Source organism: Rahnella sp. ATs2 (assembly GCF_051851855.1).
In the GTDB taxonomy this organism is placed as follows: domain Bacteria; phylum Pseudomonadota; class Gammaproteobacteria; order Enterobacterales; family Enterobacteriaceae; genus Rahnella; species Rahnella variigena.
In genome coordinates this window covers 40,408-60,010 of the sequence record NZ_JBLYPL010000024.1, presented here as the reverse complement: position 1 = coordinate 60,010, position 19,603 = coordinate 40,408, and the positions used below count along the sequence as shown (strand labels likewise).

Annotated in this window: 13 protein-coding genes; 10 read left to right on the top strand and 3 right to left on the bottom strand. The window is 52.8% G+C overall.

Annotated features, from left to right (window positions below):
- The first annotated feature begins 40 nt into the window (after positions 1 to 40).
- From ileS to ispH, 4 genes are read left to right on the top strand one after another with little or no spacing between them, the layout of a single operon-like run.
- Complete coding sequence (gene ileS / locus ACJY2G_RS21620; RefSeq protein WP_439292112.1) at positions 41 to 2,857, top strand: isoleucine--tRNA ligase; 2,817 nt, start codon at positions 41 to 43, stop codon at positions 2,855 to 2,857.
- Positions 2,857 to 3,363: a signal peptidase II gene (gene lspA / locus ACJY2G_RS21615; protein WP_112286995.1), complete on the top strand. Its 507-nt coding sequence runs from the start codon at positions 2,857 to 2,859 to the stop codon at positions 3,361 to 3,363. The genes ileS and lspA overlap by 1 nt, the downstream gene beginning before the upstream one ends.
- Positions 3,364 to 3,368: 5 nt before the next feature.
- A complete protein-coding gene (fkpB, locus tag ACJY2G_RS21610; protein WP_112286994.1) occupies positions 3,369 to 3,839 on the top strand; it encodes an FKBP-type peptidyl-prolyl cis-trans isomerase in 471 nt (156 codons plus the stop codon).
- Positions 3,820 to 4,773, top strand: coding sequence for a 4-hydroxy-3-methylbut-2-enyl diphosphate reductase (gene ispH / locus ACJY2G_RS21605; RefSeq protein ID WP_120161954.1), 954 nt, complete (start codon positions 3,820 to 3,822; stop codon positions 4,771 to 4,773). The genes fkpB and ispH overlap by 20 nt, the downstream gene beginning before the upstream one ends.
- Before the next feature lie 68 nt (positions 4,774 to 4,841).
- Here ispH and ACJY2G_RS21600 read toward each other — a convergent pair whose 3' ends face one another.
- Together ACJY2G_RS21600 and ACJY2G_RS21595 are read right to left on the bottom strand one after the other, a co-directional pair.
- Positions 4,842 to 5,717 carry an SMP-30/gluconolactonase/LRE family protein gene (locus ACJY2G_RS21600; protein WP_430320809.1) on the bottom strand — a complete coding sequence of 292 codons (876 nt, stop codon included), beginning with the start codon at positions 5,715 to 5,717 and terminating at the stop codon, positions 4,842 to 4,844.
- Positions 5,718 to 5,877: 160 nt separating this feature from the next.
- Complete coding sequence (locus ACJY2G_RS21595) at positions 5,878 to 7,023, bottom strand: porin (RefSeq protein WP_439292110.1); 1,146 nt, start codon at positions 7,021 to 7,023, stop codon at positions 5,878 to 5,880.
- Between the two features lie 686 nt (positions 7,024 to 7,709).
- On the opposite strand from ACJY2G_RS21595, the gene dapB reads away from it, so the two are divergent.
- From dapB to kefC, 6 genes are all read left to right on the top strand, one after another.
- Entirely contained in the window at positions 7,710 to 8,531 is an 822-nt protein-coding gene (dapB, locus tag ACJY2G_RS21590) for a 4-hydroxy-tetrahydrodipicolinate reductase (RefSeq protein ID WP_430320808.1), read from the top strand.
- Positions 8,532 to 9,008: 477 nt separating this feature from the next.
- Positions 9,009 to 10,181: a glutamine-hydrolyzing carbamoyl-phosphate synthase small subunit gene (gene carA, locus ACJY2G_RS21585; protein ID WP_113876320.1), complete on the top strand. Its 1,173-nt coding sequence runs from the start codon at positions 9,009 to 9,011 to the stop codon at positions 10,179 to 10,181.
- Between the two features lie 17 nt (positions 10,182 to 10,198).
- Positions 10,199 to 13,423 (top strand): carbamoyl-phosphate synthase large subunit, encoded by a 3,225-nt coding sequence (carB, locus tag ACJY2G_RS21580; protein ID WP_120161949.1) that lies wholly within the window; start codon positions 10,199 to 10,201, stop codon positions 13,421 to 13,423.
- Positions 13,424 to 13,761: 338 nt separating this feature from the next.
- A complete protein-coding gene (locus ACJY2G_RS21575) occupies positions 13,762 to 16,353 on the top strand; it encodes a glycosyl hydrolase family 18 protein (protein WP_439292109.1) in 2,592 nt (863 codons plus the stop codon).
- Positions 16,354 to 16,470: 117 nt separating this feature from the next.
- Positions 16,471 to 17,025: a glutathione-regulated potassium-efflux system oxidoreductase KefF gene (kefF, locus tag ACJY2G_RS21570; protein ID WP_037033576.1), complete on the top strand. Its 555-nt coding sequence runs from the start codon at positions 16,471 to 16,473 to the stop codon at positions 17,023 to 17,025.
- On the top strand, positions 17,018 to 18,871 hold the full coding sequence (gene kefC, locus ACJY2G_RS21565; protein ID WP_120161947.1) for a glutathione-regulated potassium-efflux system protein KefC: 1,854 nt from the start codon (positions 17,018 to 17,020) through the stop codon (positions 18,869 to 18,871). The genes kefF and kefC overlap by 8 nt, the downstream gene beginning before the upstream one ends.
- 65 nt (positions 18,872 to 18,936) lie before the next feature.
- On the opposite strand, the gene ACJY2G_RS21560 is transcribed toward kefC, so the two are convergent.
- Positions 18,937 to 19,551 carry a LysE family translocator gene (locus tag ACJY2G_RS21560; protein ID WP_112286983.1) on the bottom strand — a complete coding sequence of 205 codons (615 nt, stop codon included), beginning with the start codon at positions 19,549 to 19,551 and terminating at the stop codon, positions 18,937 to 18,939.
- Between the last annotated feature and the right edge of the window lie 52 nt (positions 19,552 to 19,603).

Here is a 19,603-nt window from a genome sequence, read left to right as displayed (position 1 = left end):
ACAAAGCCTGGAATCCAGCCGAAAACGGAACCGAGAATCTATGAGTGACTACAAGAACACCCTGAATTTGCCGGAAACAGGGTTCCCGATGCGTGGCGATCTGGCCAAGCGTGAACCTGACATGCTGAAAAATTGGTATGACCAGGATCTGTACGGGATTATTCGTGCTGCCAAGAAAGGCAAGAAAACCTTTATTTTGCATGACGGCCCTCCGTATGCGAACGGCAGCATTCATATTGGTCACTCAGTAAACAAAATTCTTAAAGACATGATCGTTAAGTCCAAAGGACTGGCGGGCTTTGATGCGCCGTATGTTCCGGGCTGGGACTGTCATGGTCTGCCAATCGAGCTGAAAGTCGAGCAACTGATCGGCAAGCCGGGCGAGAAAGTCACTGCGGCAGAATTCCGTGAAGCGTGCCGTAAATACGCAGCAGAGCAGGTTGAAGGCCAGAAGAAAGACTTCATCCGTCTGGGCGTATTGGGCGACTGGGATCACCCGTACCTGACCATGGATTTCAAAACTGAAGCCAACATTATTCGTGCGCTGGGTAAAATCATCGGTAACGGCCACCTGCACAAAGGGGCTAAGCCGGTTCACTGGTGTACAGATTGCGGTTCATCCCTGGCAGAAGCAGAAGTTGAGTATTACGACAAAGCGTCTCCATCTATTGATGTGGCGTTCAACGCGACTGATGCTGCCGCCGTGGCTGCGAAGTTTGGCGTATCTGCTTTTAACGGCCCAATCTCGCTGGTTATCTGGACCACCACGCCGTGGACTATGCCTGCTAACCGTGCGATTTCACTGAACCCTGAGTTTTCTTATCAGCTGGTTCAGGTTGAAGGCCAGTGCCTGATCCTGGCAACAGATCTGGTTGAAAGCGTCATGAAACGCGCCGGTATCGCAGAATGGACCATCCTGGGCGAGTGTAAAGGTGCGGATCTCGAGTTGCTGCGCTTCAAACACCCGTTCCTCGGTTTCGACGTTCCGGCGATCATGGGCGACCACGTAACGCTCGATGCCGGTACCGGTGCCGTGCATACCGCACCAGGCCACGGTCCGGATGACTTTGTCATCGGCCAGAAATACGGTCTGGAAGTGGCGAACCCGGTAGGGCCGAACGGCTGCTACCTGCCAGGCACTTACCCGACGCTGGACGGTAAATTCGTCTTTAAAGCCAACGACCTGATCGTTGAACTGCTGCGCGAAAAAGGCGCATTGCTGCACGTTGAGAAAATCACGCACAGCTACCCGTGCTGCTGGCGTCACAAAACGCCGATCATCTTCCGTGCTACGCCACAATGGTTCATCAGCATGGATCAGAAAGGTCTGCGTCAGCAGTCTCTGGAAGAGATCAAAGGCGTGCAGTGGATCCCGGACTGGGGTCAGGCGCGTATCGAAAACATGGTCGCTAACCGTCCTGACTGGTGTATCTCCCGTCAGCGCACGTGGGGCGTGCCGATGTCTCTGTTCGTTCACAAAGACACCGAGCAACTGCATCCGCGCAGCATTGAGCTGATGGAAGAAGTCGCTAAACGTGTTGAAGTGGATGGCATTCAGGCGTGGTGGGATCTGAATCCGGAAGAGATTCTGGGTGCCGACGCTGCCGATTACGTCAAAGTGCCGGATACGCTGGACGTGTGGTTTGACTCCGGTTCAACACATTCTTCCGTTGTGGATGTGCGCCCTGAATTTAACGGTCATTCGCCGGATCTGTATCTGGAAGGTTCTGACCAGCATCGTGGCTGGTTCATGTCTTCCCTGATGATTTCGACTGCCATGAAAGGCAAAGCGCCTTACAAACAAGTTCTGACGCACGGTTTCACCGTGGATGGTCAGGGCCGCAAAATGTCTAAATCCATCGGCAACACCATCGCGCCGCAAGACGTGATGAACAAGCTGGGTGGCGACATCCTGCGTCTGTGGGTGGCATCAACGGATTACACCGGCGAAATTGCCGTGTCCGACGAAATCCTCAAACGTGCTGCGGATTCTTACCGCCGTATCCGTAACACCGCGCGCTTCCTGCTGGCGAACCTTAACGGTTTCGATCCGGCGCTGCACAGCGTGGCTCCGGAAGACATGGTTGTTCTGGATCGCTGGGCTGTTGGCCGTGCGAAAGCCGCTCAGGAAGAAATCATTGCCGCGTATGAAGCCTATGATTTCCACGGTGTGGTTCAGCGCCTGATGCAGTTCTGCTCGATCGAAATGGGTTCCTTCTATCTGGACATCATTAAAGATCGCCAGTACACCGCGAAAAGCGACAGCGTTGCACGTCGCAGCTGCCAGACCGCGCTTTACTATATCAGCGAAGCACTGGTCCGCTGGATGGCGCCAATCATGTCGTTCACCGCAGATGAAATTTGGGCTGAGCTGCCGGGCAGCCGTGAGAAATTCGTCTTTACCGAAGAATGGTATGACGGTTTGTTCGGTCTGGCGGGCAACGAATCCATGAACGATGCGTTCTGGGATGAACTGCTGAAAGTCCGTGGCGAAGTGAATAAAGTGATTGAACAGGCGCGTGCAGATAAACGTCTGGGCGGTTCTCTGGAAGCGGCGGTCACGCTGTTTGCTGATGATGCGCTGGCAGCCGACCTGCGTTCTCTGGGCAACGAACTGCGCTTCGTGCTGCTGACTTCAGGTGCGAAAGTTGCCGCGCTGTCTGAAGCAGACGATGCCGCTGTGCCAAGTGAATTGCTCAAAGGCCTGAAAATCGGTCTGGCGAAAGCGGAAGGCGACAAATGTCCGCGCTGCTGGCATTACACTACTGACGTCGGCCAGAACGCGGAACATAGCGATATCTGCGGCCGTTGTGTCACTAACATCGCTGGCGACGGCGAAGAGCGTAAGTTTGCATAATGAGTAAATCGATTTGTTCCACCGGACTCCGCTGGCTCTGGCTGGCGGTCGTGGTCATTATCGTGGATCTGGGCAGTAAGTTTCTCATTATGGGAAACTTCCAGCTCGGCGAATCCATGCCATTGATCCCGTATTTAAATCTGTTCTACGCCCAGAACCATGGCGCTGCGTTCAGTTTCCTGGCAGATAAAGGCGGCTGGCAGCGTTGGTTCTTCGCGTTAATCGCACTGGTTATCGTCGTGGCGCTGGTCGTGCTGATGTATCGCGGCAGCGCGAAGCAGAAGCTGAATAACATTGCCTTCGCTATGATTATCGGTGGCGCACTCGGTAACTTGTTTGACCGCCTGTACCACGGTTTCGTGGTCGACTTTATCGATTTTTATGTCGGTAGCTGGCATTTCGCGACCTTCAATCTGGCCGACAGTTTTATCTGCGTCGGTGCGGCAATGGTGGTGCTGGAAGGTTTTCTGGCTAAACCGAATGAAGCCACGAAGAGCAAAGGATAAGAATTATGTCTCAACAGGTGAAACACGACAGCGCCGTGCTGGTGCATTTTACGTTGAAGCTGGAAGACGGCTCGACGGCAGAATCGACCCGCGCTAATGGGAAACCTGCGCTGTTTCGCCTTGGCGACAGCAGCTTGTCTGACGCGCTGGAAAATCAGCTGTTAGGGCTGAACGTGGGGGATAAACGTGCATTCACGTTAGCCCCTGAATCGGCATTCGGGACTAAAAGCCCGGATCTGGTTCAGTTCTTCTCCCGTCGTGATTTTCAGGAAACAGGGGTGCCGGATGTCGGCACCATCATGTTGTTCAGTGGCCGCGATGGCAGTGAAATGCCTGGCGTTGTCCGTGAAGTGACCGAAGATTCCATCACTGTAGATTTCAACCATCCGCTGGCAGGGCAACATATCGATTTCGATATTGAAGTGCTGGAAATTGACCCGGAGCTTGAGGGGAAACATGCAGATATTGCTGGCTAACCCGAGAGGGTTTTGCGCGGGCGTTGACCGCGCAATCAGTATTGTTGAACGTGCGCTGGAAATTTACGGCGCGCCTATTTATGTGCGTCACGAAGTGGTACACAACCGCTATGTGGTCGACAGCCTGCGTCAGCGCGGGGCGGTTTTTATTGAGCAAATCAGCGAAGTGCCGGATGGCTCAATTCTGATCTTCTCCGCCCACGGTGTTTCTCAGGCTGTGCGCGCAGAAGCGAAAGCCCGTGACCTGACGATGTTGTTTGATGCGACCTGTCCGCTGGTGACCAAAGTCCATATGGAAGTGGCGCGCGCCAGTCGTAAAGGCACTGAAGCCATTTTGATTGGTCATGCCGGTCACCCGGAAGTGGAAGGCACGATGGGCCAGTACAGCAACCCGAACGGGGGCATGTATCTGGTTGAAGCACCGGAAGATGTGTATAAATTGCAGGTGAAAGATGAAAACAACCTGTGCTTTATGACGCAAACCACGCTGTCGGTTGACGATACTTCAGCGATCATTGATGCGTTGCGCGATCGTTTCCCGAACATTGTCGGGCCGCGCAAAGATGATATCTGTTACGCCACCACTAACCGTCAGGAAGCCGTGCGTACGCTGGCGGATGGCGCAGATGTTGTGCTGGTGGTGGGGTCGAAAAATTCGTCGAACTCCAACCGTCTGGCGGAACTCGCCCAGCGTGTCGGTGTGCCTTCTTATCTCATCGACTCGGCAGCTGATATTCAGGAAGGCTGGCTGAAAGATGCGAAAAGCATTGGCGTAACGGCAGGCGCATCTGCACCGGATATTCTGGTGCAGGACGTGATCAGCAAGCTGAAAACCTTTGGTGGCCTTGATGTGATTAACATCGAAGGACGCGAAGAAAATATCGTGTTCGAAGTGCCGAAAGAGCTGCGCGTAGATGTAAAACAGATCGACTGACATCAGGCTTTAAAATGAAAAACCGGCTCACTGTGGCCGGTTTTTTTATCGCTGAAATCCGGAGGGAATTAAGGCTTTTCGAGTTTAAACAAATTCTGTGGCGCACCCACCGCGGTGGTTTCTACATGCAGTAACGCACCTTCCAGTGCATGTGGCGCATCGAGGTTTTTACGGGCTGAGGTGATAAACAGCTCAGTCATATCCGGACCACCAAACGTGCAGCAACTCGGTTGTGTCACCGGCACCGGTTGCGTATCCAGCTTCAGTAATTCACCCTGATTAATCTGCTGACGCAGCAGGCATTTCGATCCCCAGCATGCGGTGATCAGCCAGCCATTTTGTGTCAGTGCTGAACCATCCGGGATTTTATCGCCTGAAGAGAAGCAGGATATTTTCAGTGGATTGATCCGGCGGGCGTTGGCGGAAAAGAAGCGTTTTTTCTTGCTGTCAGCGAACCAGACTTTACCTTCATGCCAGACCAGCGTGTTGGTACAACCGACGCCATCGAGCATCATTTCAGGTTTTTCTGCCCCTGCTTCATAGCGGAACCATTCGCCGTTGTCCTTCTCTTCCTTAATATCGAGCGTACCAAACCACAGCGAACCGTCGGGGGCGACAGCGGCTTCGTTCGGCCGCGTGCCTTCGGCACCGGGATAATCACAAAGCTTCTGACGGGATTTTTGCTCGTAATCGTAGAGGTAGATACCGTCGACGGAAACCAGCAAAAATTGATTTCTCTTTTCGGTCAGCAACACGGCGCTGGTGACGGCGGGAAGCTCATGGATTTCAGTTTGCCCGGTATCAGGCCAGTAGCGCAGAACGCGCTGAGCCAGAATATCGACCCAAAGCAAAGATTGTGTGCGCTGGCACCAGACGGGAGTTTCACCCAATTCGGCTCGATAGTCGCCAATGGCAGTTATGTCGGACCGGAATAATGCTGACATCGCAAAGCTCTCCTGCAGGTTACAAAGTGGATATAGCGACAATTGTCTCTATGAGTCTAGTCTGGCTTTGCTTCTGCGGGATAGGTGAAATGATGTAAAAAGAAAGGGCCAGCCCGTCAATAAGACGTAAAGCCGGCCCTCAGAGTTCAATCGTTAAGGCTTAGAAGTCGTAACGAAGACGGATCAGGTTCATATCACCGAGGTTATCGGTAGAGGACGTGAACACGTGCTCGTAATCAACACGGAAGCCGTAATCAAGCTGGAAGGACACGCCCAGCCCGTTATCAATACGCTGGTAATTACGGCCAGTCACATAGGTCAGACGGTCACCCATGAAGTATGGCTGAATGGTTTTAACTGCCAGCTGATTGATTGGGAAAGCATAACCCAGGAAGTATTCCAGCCCGTAAGCGTCGCCCGCGAAGAAGTTGTCTTCAGTTTTCACGCCAGTGGTCAGGAAGTCATGGTAGTAACCGCCGCCGAAGGACGCCGTCCAGTTGCCCGGTTTCCAGCTCAGTGCGGTACCGACAATGCTCTGGTTGTAGTCTTTAGAGGTGTTATCGCCAGGGTTTCTCATTTCTGCATCGGTGTAGTTGTACGCCGTACCCCAGGTCAGATCTTTGGTGATGTGGTAATCCACACCGACGGAACCGCCGCCGTTACGTTTGTAACGCAGGCCATTTTTGCCGGTCAGCAACTCGTTGTCTTCGAACAGGTAAGAGGCATACACATCGGCGTCGCCGAAGGTGTTTTTGTATTTCAGCATCTTACGGGAACGGTAAGAACCGTCGTAATCGCCGTTCACACCATTACCCGGTGCCTGGGCGAGCATGTCGTAATCCCAGATATCGGTTTTCGCACCGACCACATCGTAGTAAACGCTGTTTTGCTGACCGAAAGTCAGCTGCCCGTAGGTTTTGCTTTTCAGACCGGTATAAAGCATACGGCGGCTGGTGTTATGCGCGCCATCTGCGTGGTGATTGTCCCAGCCCGTCAGGGCCGGGATATTGACACCCAGTTCGTAGTAGTTAATCCAGCTGATATCATCAAACAGATAATAATCAGTGGAGAAACGGAAACGTGTACCGCCATCAAAACCGTTAGTTTTGTAGTTTTTCACGCCATTCTGGAACTGGAACTGCGGACGAATACTCCCGCCAACCTGGAATTGCAGACGGCTCAGCGGATCGTTCGGCTGCGGGTCTTGTTTAATCAGGGTGATTTCTGCGTGTGAAGCGAAAGAGGCTAAGCCAAAGAACAGGCCAGCAGTAGTCGCCTGGGCGACTTTGTTTAGTTTGAATTTCATCTTGAGTCCCTGTGCCAACATGCTGATTAGAAAAATCAGCAACAATATTGGCCCTGTATTTTTATTTTTCCCCTCACTGATGACTGTCTGGTGAGGGTGAAGACGCGCCTTATGATGCCAGGCTACTCATTTTGACTGCGTTTAAATCAAATTTCCGCAGTTAAAATTAGGTTGCTATTTATTACCACAATCATTGGTTTTATCAATATTATTTGTGTAGATATAATAAAAATTTAATGTTTCAGATCTAAGAAATGCTGCGTTTGATGCATTATTTGTCATTACGGCAGCAGGAACAAAAGTGCGCAGATATCGCCGACATGTTCGCTTTATTCCTGAATAACATATTGTCAGACGGTGCTTTGAAGGACGGTGGTAAAATCACTAAAGTGAGTGATAAGGTGACTGAGGTGTTGGAATGGCAGAGTTTATGCAGGTTATTGCATGATTATGCGAATGGCGTTTTCAGGGGCTTTTTGGTGAGTTTCGCCCGTCAAGTTCCAGTTCTGTCAGCGGGTTAACACAAAACCCTACGTTTAGTAACCTGAAACCAGATGGCTTTTACTGATATTAACCGGCCTGTATCATAATTTTCTAATTATGAGGCAATTTCGCTGGCTCCCTCATGGCGGGGCCGATAACCTGATTCTGTTTCACGGCAGAACCCCTATAAGAAGAGAGTAATTATGAGTAACGCTGATATTCGCATGGCCATTGTTGGCGCAGGTGGCCGCATGGGCCGGCAGCTGATTCAGGCCGTATCCGATGCCGATGGTGTGGTGTTGGGCGCAGCGCTGGAACGTTCGGGCTCTTCCTTAGTGGGTGCCGATGCGGGTGAACTGGCCGGTGTCGGTACTATGGGCATTAAAGTGCATGACAATCTGGATGCTGTGACGAATGACTTCGATATTTTGATCGACTTCACCCGTCCGGAAGGCACGCTGGCGCATCTGGAATTTTGCCAGAAGCACCATAAAGGCATGATTATCGGGACCACGGGCTTTGATGATGCCGGTAAGGCCGCAATTAAGCAGGCTTCGGAGATCATTCCGGTCGTTTTTGCCGCCAACTTCAGCGTTGGCGTGAATGTTGTCCTCAAGCTGCTGGAAAAGGCGGCCAAAGTCATGGGCGATTACACGGATATTGAAATCGTGGAAGCGCACCACCGTCATAAAGTTGATGCACCATCAGGTACAGCACTGGCGATGGGTGAAGCGATTGCCGGTGCATTATGCCGTGATCTCAAAGAGTGCGCGGTGTATGCCCGTGAAGGTTATACCGGTGAACGTGATCCAAAGAGTATTGGTTTTGCCACAATTCGTGCAGGCGATATCGTCGGTGAACACACCGCGATGTTTGCAGATATCGGTGAGCGCGTTGAGATAACGCACAAGGCTTCCAGCCGCATGACATTCGCAAATGGCGCTGTTCGTGCGGGTAAGTGGCTTTCCTCACATAAAACCGGTCTTTATGACATGCGCGACGTGCTTGGTTTAGACGATTTGTAAAAGATGATTTAGATGTGATGTGGTTGTTTTGGTCATAATGTTTTGATAAAAGGGCAGTTCCTTGATTGCCCTTCTCTTTTTATTAAAAAATAAGTGTTTCGCTTGTTTTTATCTGTGTGTTATCATTTTTATAGTGTTTTCACTGGTTTTATCTGATGTATTGCATGTTTTTTGAACGCGACCACTCTCCGGCTCTGTAACAATTCCCCTTTGCTCGTCATTTTCCACACATCCTCTCCCGCAAACGGTTACTATGACGACTTAGTCACTATTTTTATGCCAGTCAGAGAGCCTTTTCTCTGAGTTGTACGAAAAGAAGAGAAATATTGGTGCTTTTGGTAGACAAACCGTACTGCCATCATTAGAATGCGCGCAATTTGCCAAAAATTGCCTTTGGGAGCGATTTTTGCATTGATTTAGATCGGGTTATCTGAATTAATATGCAGATATTGTGATTTATTATTCTTGGAGGATGCTTTGATAAAGTCAGCGCTATTGGTTCTGGAAGACGGAACCCAATTCCACGGTCGGGCCATCGGGGCAGAAGGGTCGGCAGTGGGGGAAGTGGTCTTCAATACGTCGATGACCGGTTATCAAGAAATCCTCACTGATCCTTCCTATTCCCGCCAGATTGTCACTCTCACTTATCCCCATATCGGTAATGTCGGCACTAACGCCGCTGATGCAGAATCCTCCGCAGTACACGCTCAAGGCCTGGTCATTCGCGATTTACCTCTGATTGCCAGCAATTACCGCAGTGAAGAAAACCTCTCTGATTATCTCAAGCGCAACAACATCGTTGCCATCGCCGATATTGATACCCGCAAACTGACCCGCCTGTTACGTGAAAAAGGCGCACAGAACGGCTGCATCATTGCGGGCGATTCACCGGATGCTGAACTGGCGCTGCAAAAAGCCAAAGCATTCCCGGGGCTGAAAGGGATGGATCTGGCGAAAGAAGTGACGACGACAGAATCCTACAGCTGGCAGCAAGGCAGCTGGACGCTGGAAGGCGAACTGCCGGAAGCGAAGAAATCTGAAGAACTGCCATTCCACGTGGTGGCTTACGACTACGGCGCGAAGCGTAATATCCTGCGCATGCTGGTGGATCGCGGTTGCCGCCTGACAGTGGTTCCTGCGCAAACGCCTGCAGAAGAAGTGCTGAAGATGAATCCGGACGGTATTTTCCTGTCCAACGGCCCGGGTGACCCGGAGCCATGTGATTACGCGATCGCGGCGATCAAATCCTTCCTGGAAACTGACATTCCGGTATTCGGCATCTGTCTCGGCCACCAGTTACTGGCACTGGCCAGCGGCGCGAAGACCGTAAAAATGAAGCTCGGCCACCACGGCGGTAACCACCCGGTAAAAGATATCGATAAAGATATCGTGATGATCACCGCGCAGAACCACGGTTTTGCGGTTGATGAAACCGGTCTGCCTGCCAACCTGCGCGTGACCCACAAATCACTGTTCGACCACACGGTGCAGGGAATTCATCGCACTGATAAAGCGGCGTTCAGCTTCCAGGGACACCCTGAAGCCAGTCCGGGCCCGCACGATGCGGCACCGCTGTTCGACCACTTCATCGAACTGATCGAAGCTTTTCGCGCTACCAATAAAAACGACGCCACTCTTACAGGCAAATAAATCAGGAGCAAGAAAAAATGCCAAAACGTACAGACATAAAAAGCATCCTGATCCTGGGCGCCGGCCCGATTGTTATCGGCCAGGCTTGTGAATTTGACTACTCGGGTGCGCAGGCGTGTAAGGCGCTGCGTGAAGAGGGTTACCGCGTCATTCTGGTGAACTCCAACCCTGCGACCATCATGACTGACCCGGAAATGGCCGATGCGACTTACATCGAGCCAATTCACTGGGAAGTGGTGCGCAAGATTATCGAGAAAGAACGTCCGGATGCCGTGCTGCCAACCATGGGCGGCCAGACCGCACTGAACTGTGCGCTGGAACTGGAACGTCAGGGCGTGCTGGAAGAATTCGGCGTGACCATGATTGGTGCGACCGCCGATGCGATTGATAAAGCGGAAGACCGTCGCCGTTTCGACGTGGCGATGAAAAAAATCGGCCTCGACACCGCACGTTCCGGTATCGCACACACCATGGAAGAAGCGCTGGCGGTTGCCGCTGATGTTGGCTTCCCGTGCATCATTCGTCCTTCCTTCACCATGGGCGGCACCGGTGGCGGTATCGCGTACAACCGTGAAGAGTTTGAAGAGATTTGCGAACGCGGTCTGGATCTTTCTCCAACCAAAGAGCTGCTGATTGATGAGTCGCTGATTGGCTGGAAAGAGTACGAGATGGAAGTGGTGCGTGATAAAAACGACAACTGCATCATCGTCTGCTCCATCGAAAACTTCGATGCGATGGGCATCCATACCGGTGACTCCATCACCGTAGCACCCGCGCAAACCCTGACCGACAAAGAATACCAAATCATGCGTAACGCCTCGATGGCGGTACTGCGTGAAATCGGCGTAGAAACCGGTGGCTCTAACGTCCAGTTCTCGGTAAACCCGAAAAATGGCCGTCTGATCGTTATCGAAATGAACCCGCGCGTATCACGTTCTTCCGCGCTGGCGTCTAAAGCGACCGGTTTCCCGATTGCCAAAGTGGCCGCGAAACTGGCGGTGGGTTACACCCTCGATGAGCTGATGAACGACATCACCGGCGGTAAAACCCCGGCCTCGTTCGAACCTTCCATCGACTACGTTGTGACCAAGATTCCTCGCTTCAACTTCGAGAAATTTGCCGGTGCCAACGACCGTCTGACCACGCAGATGAAATCTGTCGGCGAAGTGATGGCGATTGGCCGCACTCAGCAGGAATCTCTGCAAAAAGCCCTTCGCGGTCTGGAAGTGGGCGCGAGTGGTTTTGACCCGAAAGTGAGTCTGGATGACCCGGAAGCGCTGACTAAAATTCGTCGCGAGCTGAAAGAAGCCGGTGCCGAGCGTATCTGGTACATCGCTGATGCTTTCCGCGCTGGCATGTCCGTTGACGGTATCTTCAACCTGACCAACGTGGATCGCTGGTTCCTGGTGCAGATTGAAGAGCTGGTGAAACTGGAAAATGAAGTGGCCGAAGGTGGCTTCAACATCCTGACCCACGATTACCTGCGCATGCTTAAGCGCAAAGGCTTTGCGGATCTGCGTCTGGCGAAACTGGTCGGCGTTTCAGAAAGCGAAGTGCGCAAACTGCGTCACAAATACAACCTGCATCCGGTCTACAAACGTGTGGATACCTGTGCGGCGGAATTCTCTACCGATACCGCCTACATGTATTCGACGTATGAAGAAGAATGCGAATCTAACCCGACCAACGACAAGCCGAAAATCATGGTGCTGGGCGGTGGTCCAAACCGTATCGGTCAGGGTATCGAGTTCGACTATTGCTGCGTTCACGCCTCACTGGCGCTGCGCGAAGACGGTTACGAAACCATCATGGTTAACTGTAACCCGGAAACGGTGTCTACTGACTACGACACTTCCGATCGTCTGTATTTCGAATCCGTCACACTGGAAGACGTGCTGGAAATCGTGCGTATCGAACAGCCGAAAGGGGTGATTGTTCAGTATGGCGGCCAGACTCCGCTGAAACTTGCGCGTGAACTGGAAGCCGCTGGCGTGCCAATTATTGGTACCAGCCCGGACGCGATTGACCGTGCCGAAGACCGCGAACGTTTCCAGCAGGCGGTTCACCGTCTGGGTCTGAAACAACCGGCGAACGCCACCGTTGCGACTATCGAACAGGCAGTCGAAAAAGCGGCGGGTATCGGTTATCCGCTGGTGGTGCGTCCTTCGTATGTGCTGGGCGGCCGCGCGATGGAAATCGTCTACGACGAAATCGACCTGCGCCGTTACTTCCAGAACGCGGTCAGCGTCTCGAACGATGCTCCGGTTCTGCTGGATCGCTTCCTTGACGACGCCGTAGAAGTTGACGTTGATGCTATCTGCGACGGCGAGCGCGTACTGATTGGCGGCATCATGGAGCACATCGAACAGGCGGGTGTTCACTCCGGTGACTCCGCATGTTCATTGCCTTGTTACACGCTGAGCCAGGAAATTCAGGATGTGATGCGTCAGCAGGTCGAGAAACTGGCTTTCGAGCTGAGTGTTCGCGGTCTGATGAACGTCCAGTTCGCCGTGAAGAACAACGAAGTCTATCTGATTGAAGTTAACCCGCGTGCAGCCCGTACCGTACCGTTCGTCTCCAAAGCGACCGGTGTACCGCTGGCGAAAGTGGCGGCTCGCGTGATGGCGGGTCAGACTCTGGCACAGCAGGGCATTACCGAAGAAGTGATCCCGCCTTACTACTCCGTGAAAGAAGTGGTACTGCCGTTCAACAAATTCCCTGGCGTTGACCCGATTCTGGGGCCGGAAATGCGTTCTACCGGTGAAGTCATGGGCGTCGGCCGTACCTTCGCAGAAGCCTTTGCTAAAGCGCAGCTGGGCAGTAATTCCGGTATGAAGAAAGCCGGTCGCGCCCTGTTGTCAGTCCGCGAGGGTGACAAAGGTCGCGTGGTGGATTTAGCCGCGAAACTGCTGAAACGCGGTTTCGAGCTGGATGCAACCCACGGCACGGCGGTAGTGCTGGGCGAGGCCGGGATTAATCCACGTCTGGTCAACAAGGTGCATGAAGGCCGCCCGCATATTCAGGACCGTATCAAGAACGGCGAATATGTCTATATCGTGAACACCACGGCTGGCCGTCAGGCGATTGAAGACTCTAAGCTTATCCGTCGCAGCGCACTGCAATACAAAGTGCATTACGACACCACGCTGAACGGTGGTTTTGCTACCGCGATGGCGCTGTCATCTGACCCGACTGAGCAGGTAATTTCGGTGCAGGAAATGCACGCCAAAATCAGCAAATAAGTCTCCGCTGTTTTCATCCGGTCGTTAAGACGCCCGCTCCCGAAAGGGGCGGGTGTCTTTTTATATCTGTTAGGCTAAAATGTTAAACATAATCATTAATTATGTTTAACATTCAAATCATATTTTTTATGTATTGGTATCTTCATATGAAAGAGGGTTTTGATGTAACTTATTCTTTTAGATCGATATTTCAGGTTAATGTGATGAGTGTCATGTTGTTTTAATGTTTAATTATTGTTATGTGTTTATGTCTGATTTTATACTCGAAGCCTTGGTTAGTTCACATCGAGAATTAACCCTTCTTGCAGCGCTTCCAGTCAAAAAATGAGGAATTTCACATGTACAAAACTCCTGTCAGCCTTCTGGCTTTGCTTATCGGCACGGTACTTGCGCCGGTCTCACAGGCGGCTCTACCCGGAAAGCCAACCCTTGGCGCGGATGAAACCACCTTTGCCATTGTTGATATCAATCAGTCTGCCTCGGCCTATAACCAGCTGGTGACGGTAAAAAATGCGGCGGATGTGACGGTCACCTGGAATTTATGGACCGGCGACGCGGGCCAGACGGCCAAAGTTTTACTCAATGGTGCGCAGGTCTGGAGCGGTCCCTCAGGCGCGACAGGCAGCGCCACGTTTGCTGTCAATAAAGGCGGGCGTTATCAGTTACAGGTCGCCTTATGTAACAGCGAAGGTTGTACCACCAGCGATGCCAAACAAATTGTGGTGGCAGATACCGACGGCAGTCATCTGCTACCGTTAACCAGCACGCTGAAGGAAAACAACCAGCCTTATAACAACAAGTCTGGCAAGGTCGTTGGCGCATATTTTGTTGAGTGGGGCGTGTATGGTCGCGGATTCTCCGTGGATAAAATCCCTGCGCAGAACCTGACACATATCCTGTACGGCTTCACGCCGATTTGCGGCGGGGACGGGATTAACGACAGTTTAAAAAGCATTGAGGGCAGTTTTCAGGCCTTGCAACGCGCCTGTGCGGGGCGTCAGGATTTTAAAGTTGCGATACACGATCCCTGGGCTGCGGTGCAGATGCCTCAGCAAGGCGTCAGTGAATATTCAGCACCTTATAAAGGTAACTTTGGTCAGCTGATGGCGCTGAAGAAAGCCTATCCAAACCTGAAAATTGTCCCTTCCATCGGTGGCTGGACGTTGTCAGACCCGTTCTATTTCATGAAGGATAAGGCGAAGCGGGATGTCTTCGTGGCCTCGGTAAAAGAATTTCTGCAAACCTGGAAGTTCTTTGACGGTGTGGATATTGACTGGGAATTTCCGGGTGGTGGCGGTGAAAACCCGGCGCTGGGCAGCACGGCGGATGGCGATACCTATGTGCAGCTGATGAAAGATCTGCGGGCGATGCTTAATGAATTGTCAGCCCAGACAGGAAAAACCTACGAACTGAGTTCGGCGATCAGTGCAGGCAGGGACAAAATTGATAACGTGGATTACAGTTCCGCGCAGCAGTATATGGATCACATATTCCTGATGAGCTACGACTTCTATGGGGCTTTCTCACTGACGACGCTGGGGCATCAAACCGCCTTATACGGTTCCGCCTCGAAACCCGATACCGATTACACCACCGATCATGGCGTGCAGGCATTGCTTTCACAGGGCGTGACGCCGGGCAAAATCGTGGTGGGTGCCGCTATGTACGGACGCGGCTGGACAGGAGTGAAGAATTTCCAGAATAACGATCCTTTCACCGGCACCGCGACGGGCCCGACCGCAGGGACCTGGGAAAATGGCATTCTCGATTACCGTCAGGTGGCGAAGCTTAAAGCCAGCAGTGACTGGCAGTACAACTATGATCCGGCGGCTGAAGCCCCGTATTTGTGGAAGCCTTCCACCGGTGATTTGATCACTTACGATGACAACCGTTCAGTGATTGCCAAAGGTAAATACGTTCTGGCTAATCAGCTTGGCGGCCTGTTCGCATGGGAAATCGACGCAGATAACGGCGATATTTTGAATGCCATGCATGAAGGGTTAGGGGATGGCAGCGGCGGCGGCACTACAAATCTTGCGCCGCTGGCTAGTGCGGGAACGAATCAGAACGTGACCGGTCCGGTTACCGTGGTACTTGATGGTTCAGCCTCCCGAGACCCGGAAAATAGTGCGCTGACGTATCTGTGGACCAAAATCTCCGGCCCGGCAGTGACGCTGACTAATGCAGACAAAGCCAAAGCGCAGTTTAACGTCCTGACTACCACACAAGATCAGGTGTGGGTATTCCAGCTCAAAGTCACCGACCCGCAAGGACTGAGCGCTACTGCGCAGGTTCAGGTGACAAACTCGGCGGTTCAGGCGAACCAGCCGCCGGTGGTGACGCTGCCAGCGACCATGACCGTGACGGCAGGTAATACCTTCGCGCTGGTGGCACAGGCGACGGATGCTAACAGCGATCCGCTCACGTATCAGTGGACGTTGGCCGCCGGTCTGAGCGCCAGCTCGCTGACGACAAGCTCCATCAACGTTACCGCTCCGGCGGTCACCACCAGCACGGTTTATCAGGTCAGTGTTGTGGTCAGCGACGGAAAATCATCCGGCATGGCCAGCTTACAGCTGACAGTAAATCCGGCGACCTCAGGCGGATGTGGCGTGACAACGGATCCTGCAGCGGCACAAGTGGCAGCCTGGGACAGCAGCAAAATCTACAATACCGGTGATGCCGTAAGCTACAACCAGCTGATATGGAAGGCGAAATACTGGACGCAAAACAATCCGCCATTGCGCAGCAGCGATCAGTGGCAACTCGTCAGCAATATCACTTTGCCTTACGACAATGCGGCTACCTATGTTCAGGGTGAAATGGCCACTTACGGCGGCCATAACTGGAAAGCGAAAGTCTGGACACAGGGAGTGACGCCGGTTGCGGGTGACAACTGGCTGGATCTCGGGGCAGTAAGTTGCCCGTAAACCTTTCATCTAAATCAACAGGGCCTGAGGGCCCTGTTTTTCATCGTGTATACGGCAGTTAATAAATGTTAAAAATACTTTATGATGAATGCATATTTTGTCGATATGAGTTCACTGATGATTTTAATAATTTACGCCCATCCTTATCCGCGTCATTCAAGAGCCAATCAGGGGCTGCTGTCTGCCGTCAGTGATTTGCCCAATGTTGAAGTGCGCTCGCTTTACGACCTCTATCCCGATTTCAATATCGATATCGCCGCTGAACAGAAAGCGGTTGAACGCGCGGATTTGGTGGTTTTTCAGCATCCCATCCAATGGTACAGCCTGCCGCCGCTGATGAAACTGTGGATCGACAAAGTGCTTGAGCATGGCTGGGCCTACGGTCACGAAGGCAATGCGCTGAACGGAAAACATTGCCTGTGGGCGGTGACGACCGGTGGCAACGAGCACCATTTCGAACTGGGTGATCACCCTGATTTCGACGTGCTGGCGCAGCCGTTACAGGCGACAGCCATTTATTGCGGTATGCACTGGCTGCCGTATTTTGCCGTCCACAACACCTTTATTTGTGATGAAGTGGCGCTGAAGGCGGCGGGCGAGGAATATCGCCGGCGTTTAACGGCTTGTCTGAGTCTGAAAGAAGGCTGTCCGCCGGAGGTGAGTCTTGGATAACCATAACCTGATGATCGAAGGCCTGATTTATCTCGGCTCGGCGGCGCTGTTTGTGCCGATTGCGGTGCGGCTGGGGCTGGGTTCCGTGCTCGGTTATTTGATCGCCGGCTGCATTATCGGTCCGTGGGGGCTGAAGCTGGTGTCAGATGCGGAGTCGATTCTGACCTTTGCGGAAATCGGCGTGGTGCTGATGCTGTTTGTCATCGGTCTGGAGCTGGATCCCAAACGGTTATGGACCATGCGTGCCTCAGTATTCGGCGGCGGCAGTATTCAGATGGTCGGCTGCGGCGTGGTGCTCAGCGCGTTCTGTTACTTCCTCGGGCTGGACTGGAAAATCGCGTTGCTGATTGGCCTGACGCTGGCGCTGTCCTCAACGGCCATAGCCATGCAGGCGATGAGTGAGCGCAGCCTGACCGCGTCACCCATTGGCCGCAGCGCGTTTGCGGTATTGCTGTTTCAGGATATCGCGGCGATCCCGCTGGTGGCGATGATCCCGTTACTGGCAAGTACCGGCGAAGCCACCACGCTGATGAGTTTTGGTTTGTCAGCGGCAAAAGTGGCCGGTGCGCTGGTGCTGGTTATTCTGCTCGGACGCTATGTCACGCGGCCATTACTGCACTTCGTGGCACGTTCCGGCATGCGAGAAGTGTTCAGTGCCGTTGCGCTGTTTCTTGTATTCGGTTTCGGCATTTTGCTGGAAATGGCCGGTATGTCGATGGCGATGGGCGCATTTCTGGCAGGCGTATTGCTGGCGAGTTCTGAATACCGTCACGCGCTGGAAAGCGATATTCAGCCGTTTAAAGGCCTGCTGCTCGGCCTGTTCTTTATCGGCGTCGGGATGTCTATCGACTTCGGCACGCTGGTCCATCAGCCGTTGCTGATCGCCACATTGCTGGTCGGATTTATGGCGCTGAAAGCCGCTTTGCTGTGGCTGATTGCGCCGTGGCTGGGTGTGCCGAAAAAGCAGCGCGGCCTGTTTGCCATCTTAATCGGGCAGGGCAGTGAATTCGCGTTCGTGATTTTCAGTACGGCGCAGATGGCCGGTGTGTTGCCGGTGGAATGGTCAAAAGCGCTGACGCTGGCCGTTGCACTTTCTATGGCGGTGACGCCATTACTGCTGGTGTTGTCGGCGCGTCTTGAACGCAATGCGCCAAAAGATGACCGTCCGCAAGACACCATCGATGAAGAAAATGCGCAGGTTATTATCGCCGGATTCGGTCGTTTTGGTCAGATTGCCGGTCGTCTGTTACTGGCCAACAACGTTCATACCGTGGTTCTTGACCACGATCCTGACCATATTGAAACGCTGCGCAAATTTGGTACCAAAGTATTTTACGGCGATGCCACGCGCGTGGATTTGCTGGAATCGGCAGGCGCGGCGCAGGCTAAAGTCCTGATTAACGCCATTGATGATGTGGACGCCAACCTTCAGCTGACCGCGCTGGCGAAAGAGCATTTCCCGAACCTGAAAGTGATTGCCCGTGCGCGTGACGTTGATCACTGGTATCAGTTGCGCCAGTTAGGTGTAGAAGCGCCGGAGCGTGAACTGTTTGAAGGTTCACTGCGCGTCGGTCGTGATGTGCTGGAAGCGCTGGGGCTGGATGCTTATGAAGCCCGTGAGAAAGCCGATTTGTTCCGCCGCTATAACCTGAAAATGCTGGAAGCGACTATCGAGAATTACGAAGATACCGAATTCCGCATCGCCAGTATGCAGCGTGCGAAAGATATGCTGACGGCAGCTATTGAGCAGGATCAGGAGCGTCTGGCTTCCGGTCAGCAACAGGGCTGGCGCGGCAGTATTGACGGAAAAGCCCCGGAGAATGAGGTGATTGAAGCGAAGGGGTAAACAGATTCAAAATACAAAACCGGTGCCTGATGCACCGGTTTTTTTCTTTCCTGATTCAGTACAAATCAGCTCAGTGCGACTTTGATACCTAAACCAATCAGCACGCCACCCAGCAGCTTATCGATAATTTTTTGTGCTTTTGCCAGACCGCGACGTACCGGCGGGCTCTGGATCAGCAAGGCCAGTGACGGCCACCAGATAGCAGACAAACCCACGATTATCGAGGCGTACCACAGCTTTTCACCGACGGTGGAGTTGATCTGCAAAACCTGAGTAAACATCGCCAGGAAGAAAAGCGTCGCCTTAGGATTCAGCAGATTACACAGGTAACCCTGCACGAACGCCGTGCGTAATTTCACCTGCTGCGGCTCGAGCCCGTCGAGGTTCATTTTGCTGTTGCTGCGGGAGAACAACGCCTGAATACCCACCCAGATCAGATACACGGCACCGACGTATTTCAGCAAATTGAATAACCACGGCGTAGTGGTGATCACCACTGCCAGACCCGCCACGCAGTAAGACATGTGCGTAATCACGCCGCAAATCACACCCAGCGACGTCATGAGTGCCGCAATGCGCGGATAGCGGGCCGCATTTTTGATCACCAGAAAGAAATCAGGGCCGGGAGAAAGCATGCCGAGGAAGGCAATACTGGCAACAAAAAGGGTGGTTTCAAGCATGAAAATAACCGTCGTCAATGTTCGGAGCAAAAGAAGGCGGCATGATACGCCA

Excerpts from the sequence above, each read along its gene's own strand:
- carB (WP_120161949.1), top strand. The coding sequence starts at position 10,199 with ATGCCAAAACGTACAGACATAAAAAGCATCCTGATCCTGGGCGCCGGC.
- ACJY2G_RS21600 (WP_430320809.1), bottom strand. The coding sequence starts at position 5,717 with ATGTCAGCATTATTCCGGTCCGACATAACTGCCATTGGCGACTATCGA.
- kefF (WP_037033576.1), top strand. The coding sequence starts at position 16,471 with ATGATTTTAATAATTTACGCCCATCCTTATCCGCGTCATTCAAGAGCC.
- fkpB (WP_112286994.1), top strand. The coding sequence starts at position 3,369 with ATGTCTCAACAGGTGAAACACGACAGCGCCGTGCTGGTGCATTTTACG.
- ispH (WP_120161954.1), top strand. The coding sequence starts at position 3,820 with ATGCAGATATTGCTGGCTAACCCGAGAGGGTTTTGCGCGGGCGTTGAC.
- ACJY2G_RS21575 (WP_439292109.1), top strand. The coding sequence starts at position 13,762 with ATGTACAAAACTCCTGTCAGCCTTCTGGCTTTGCTTATCGGCACGGTA.
- ileS (WP_439292112.1), top strand. The coding sequence starts at position 41 with ATGAGTGACTACAAGAACACCCTGAATTTGCCGGAAACAGGGTTCCCG.
- dapB (WP_430320808.1), top strand. The coding sequence starts at position 7,710 with ATGAGTAACGCTGATATTCGCATGGCCATTGTTGGCGCAGGTGGCCGC.
- ACJY2G_RS21560 (WP_112286983.1), bottom strand. The coding sequence starts at position 19,551 with ATGCTTGAAACCACCCTTTTTGTTGCCAGTATTGCCTTCCTCGGCATG.
- lspA (WP_112286995.1), top strand. The coding sequence starts at position 2,857 with ATGAGTAAATCGATTTGTTCCACCGGACTCCGCTGGCTCTGGCTGGCG.
- ACJY2G_RS21595 (WP_439292110.1), bottom strand. The coding sequence starts at position 7,023 with ATGAAATTCAAACTAAACAAAGTCGCCCAGGCGACTACTGCTGGCCTG.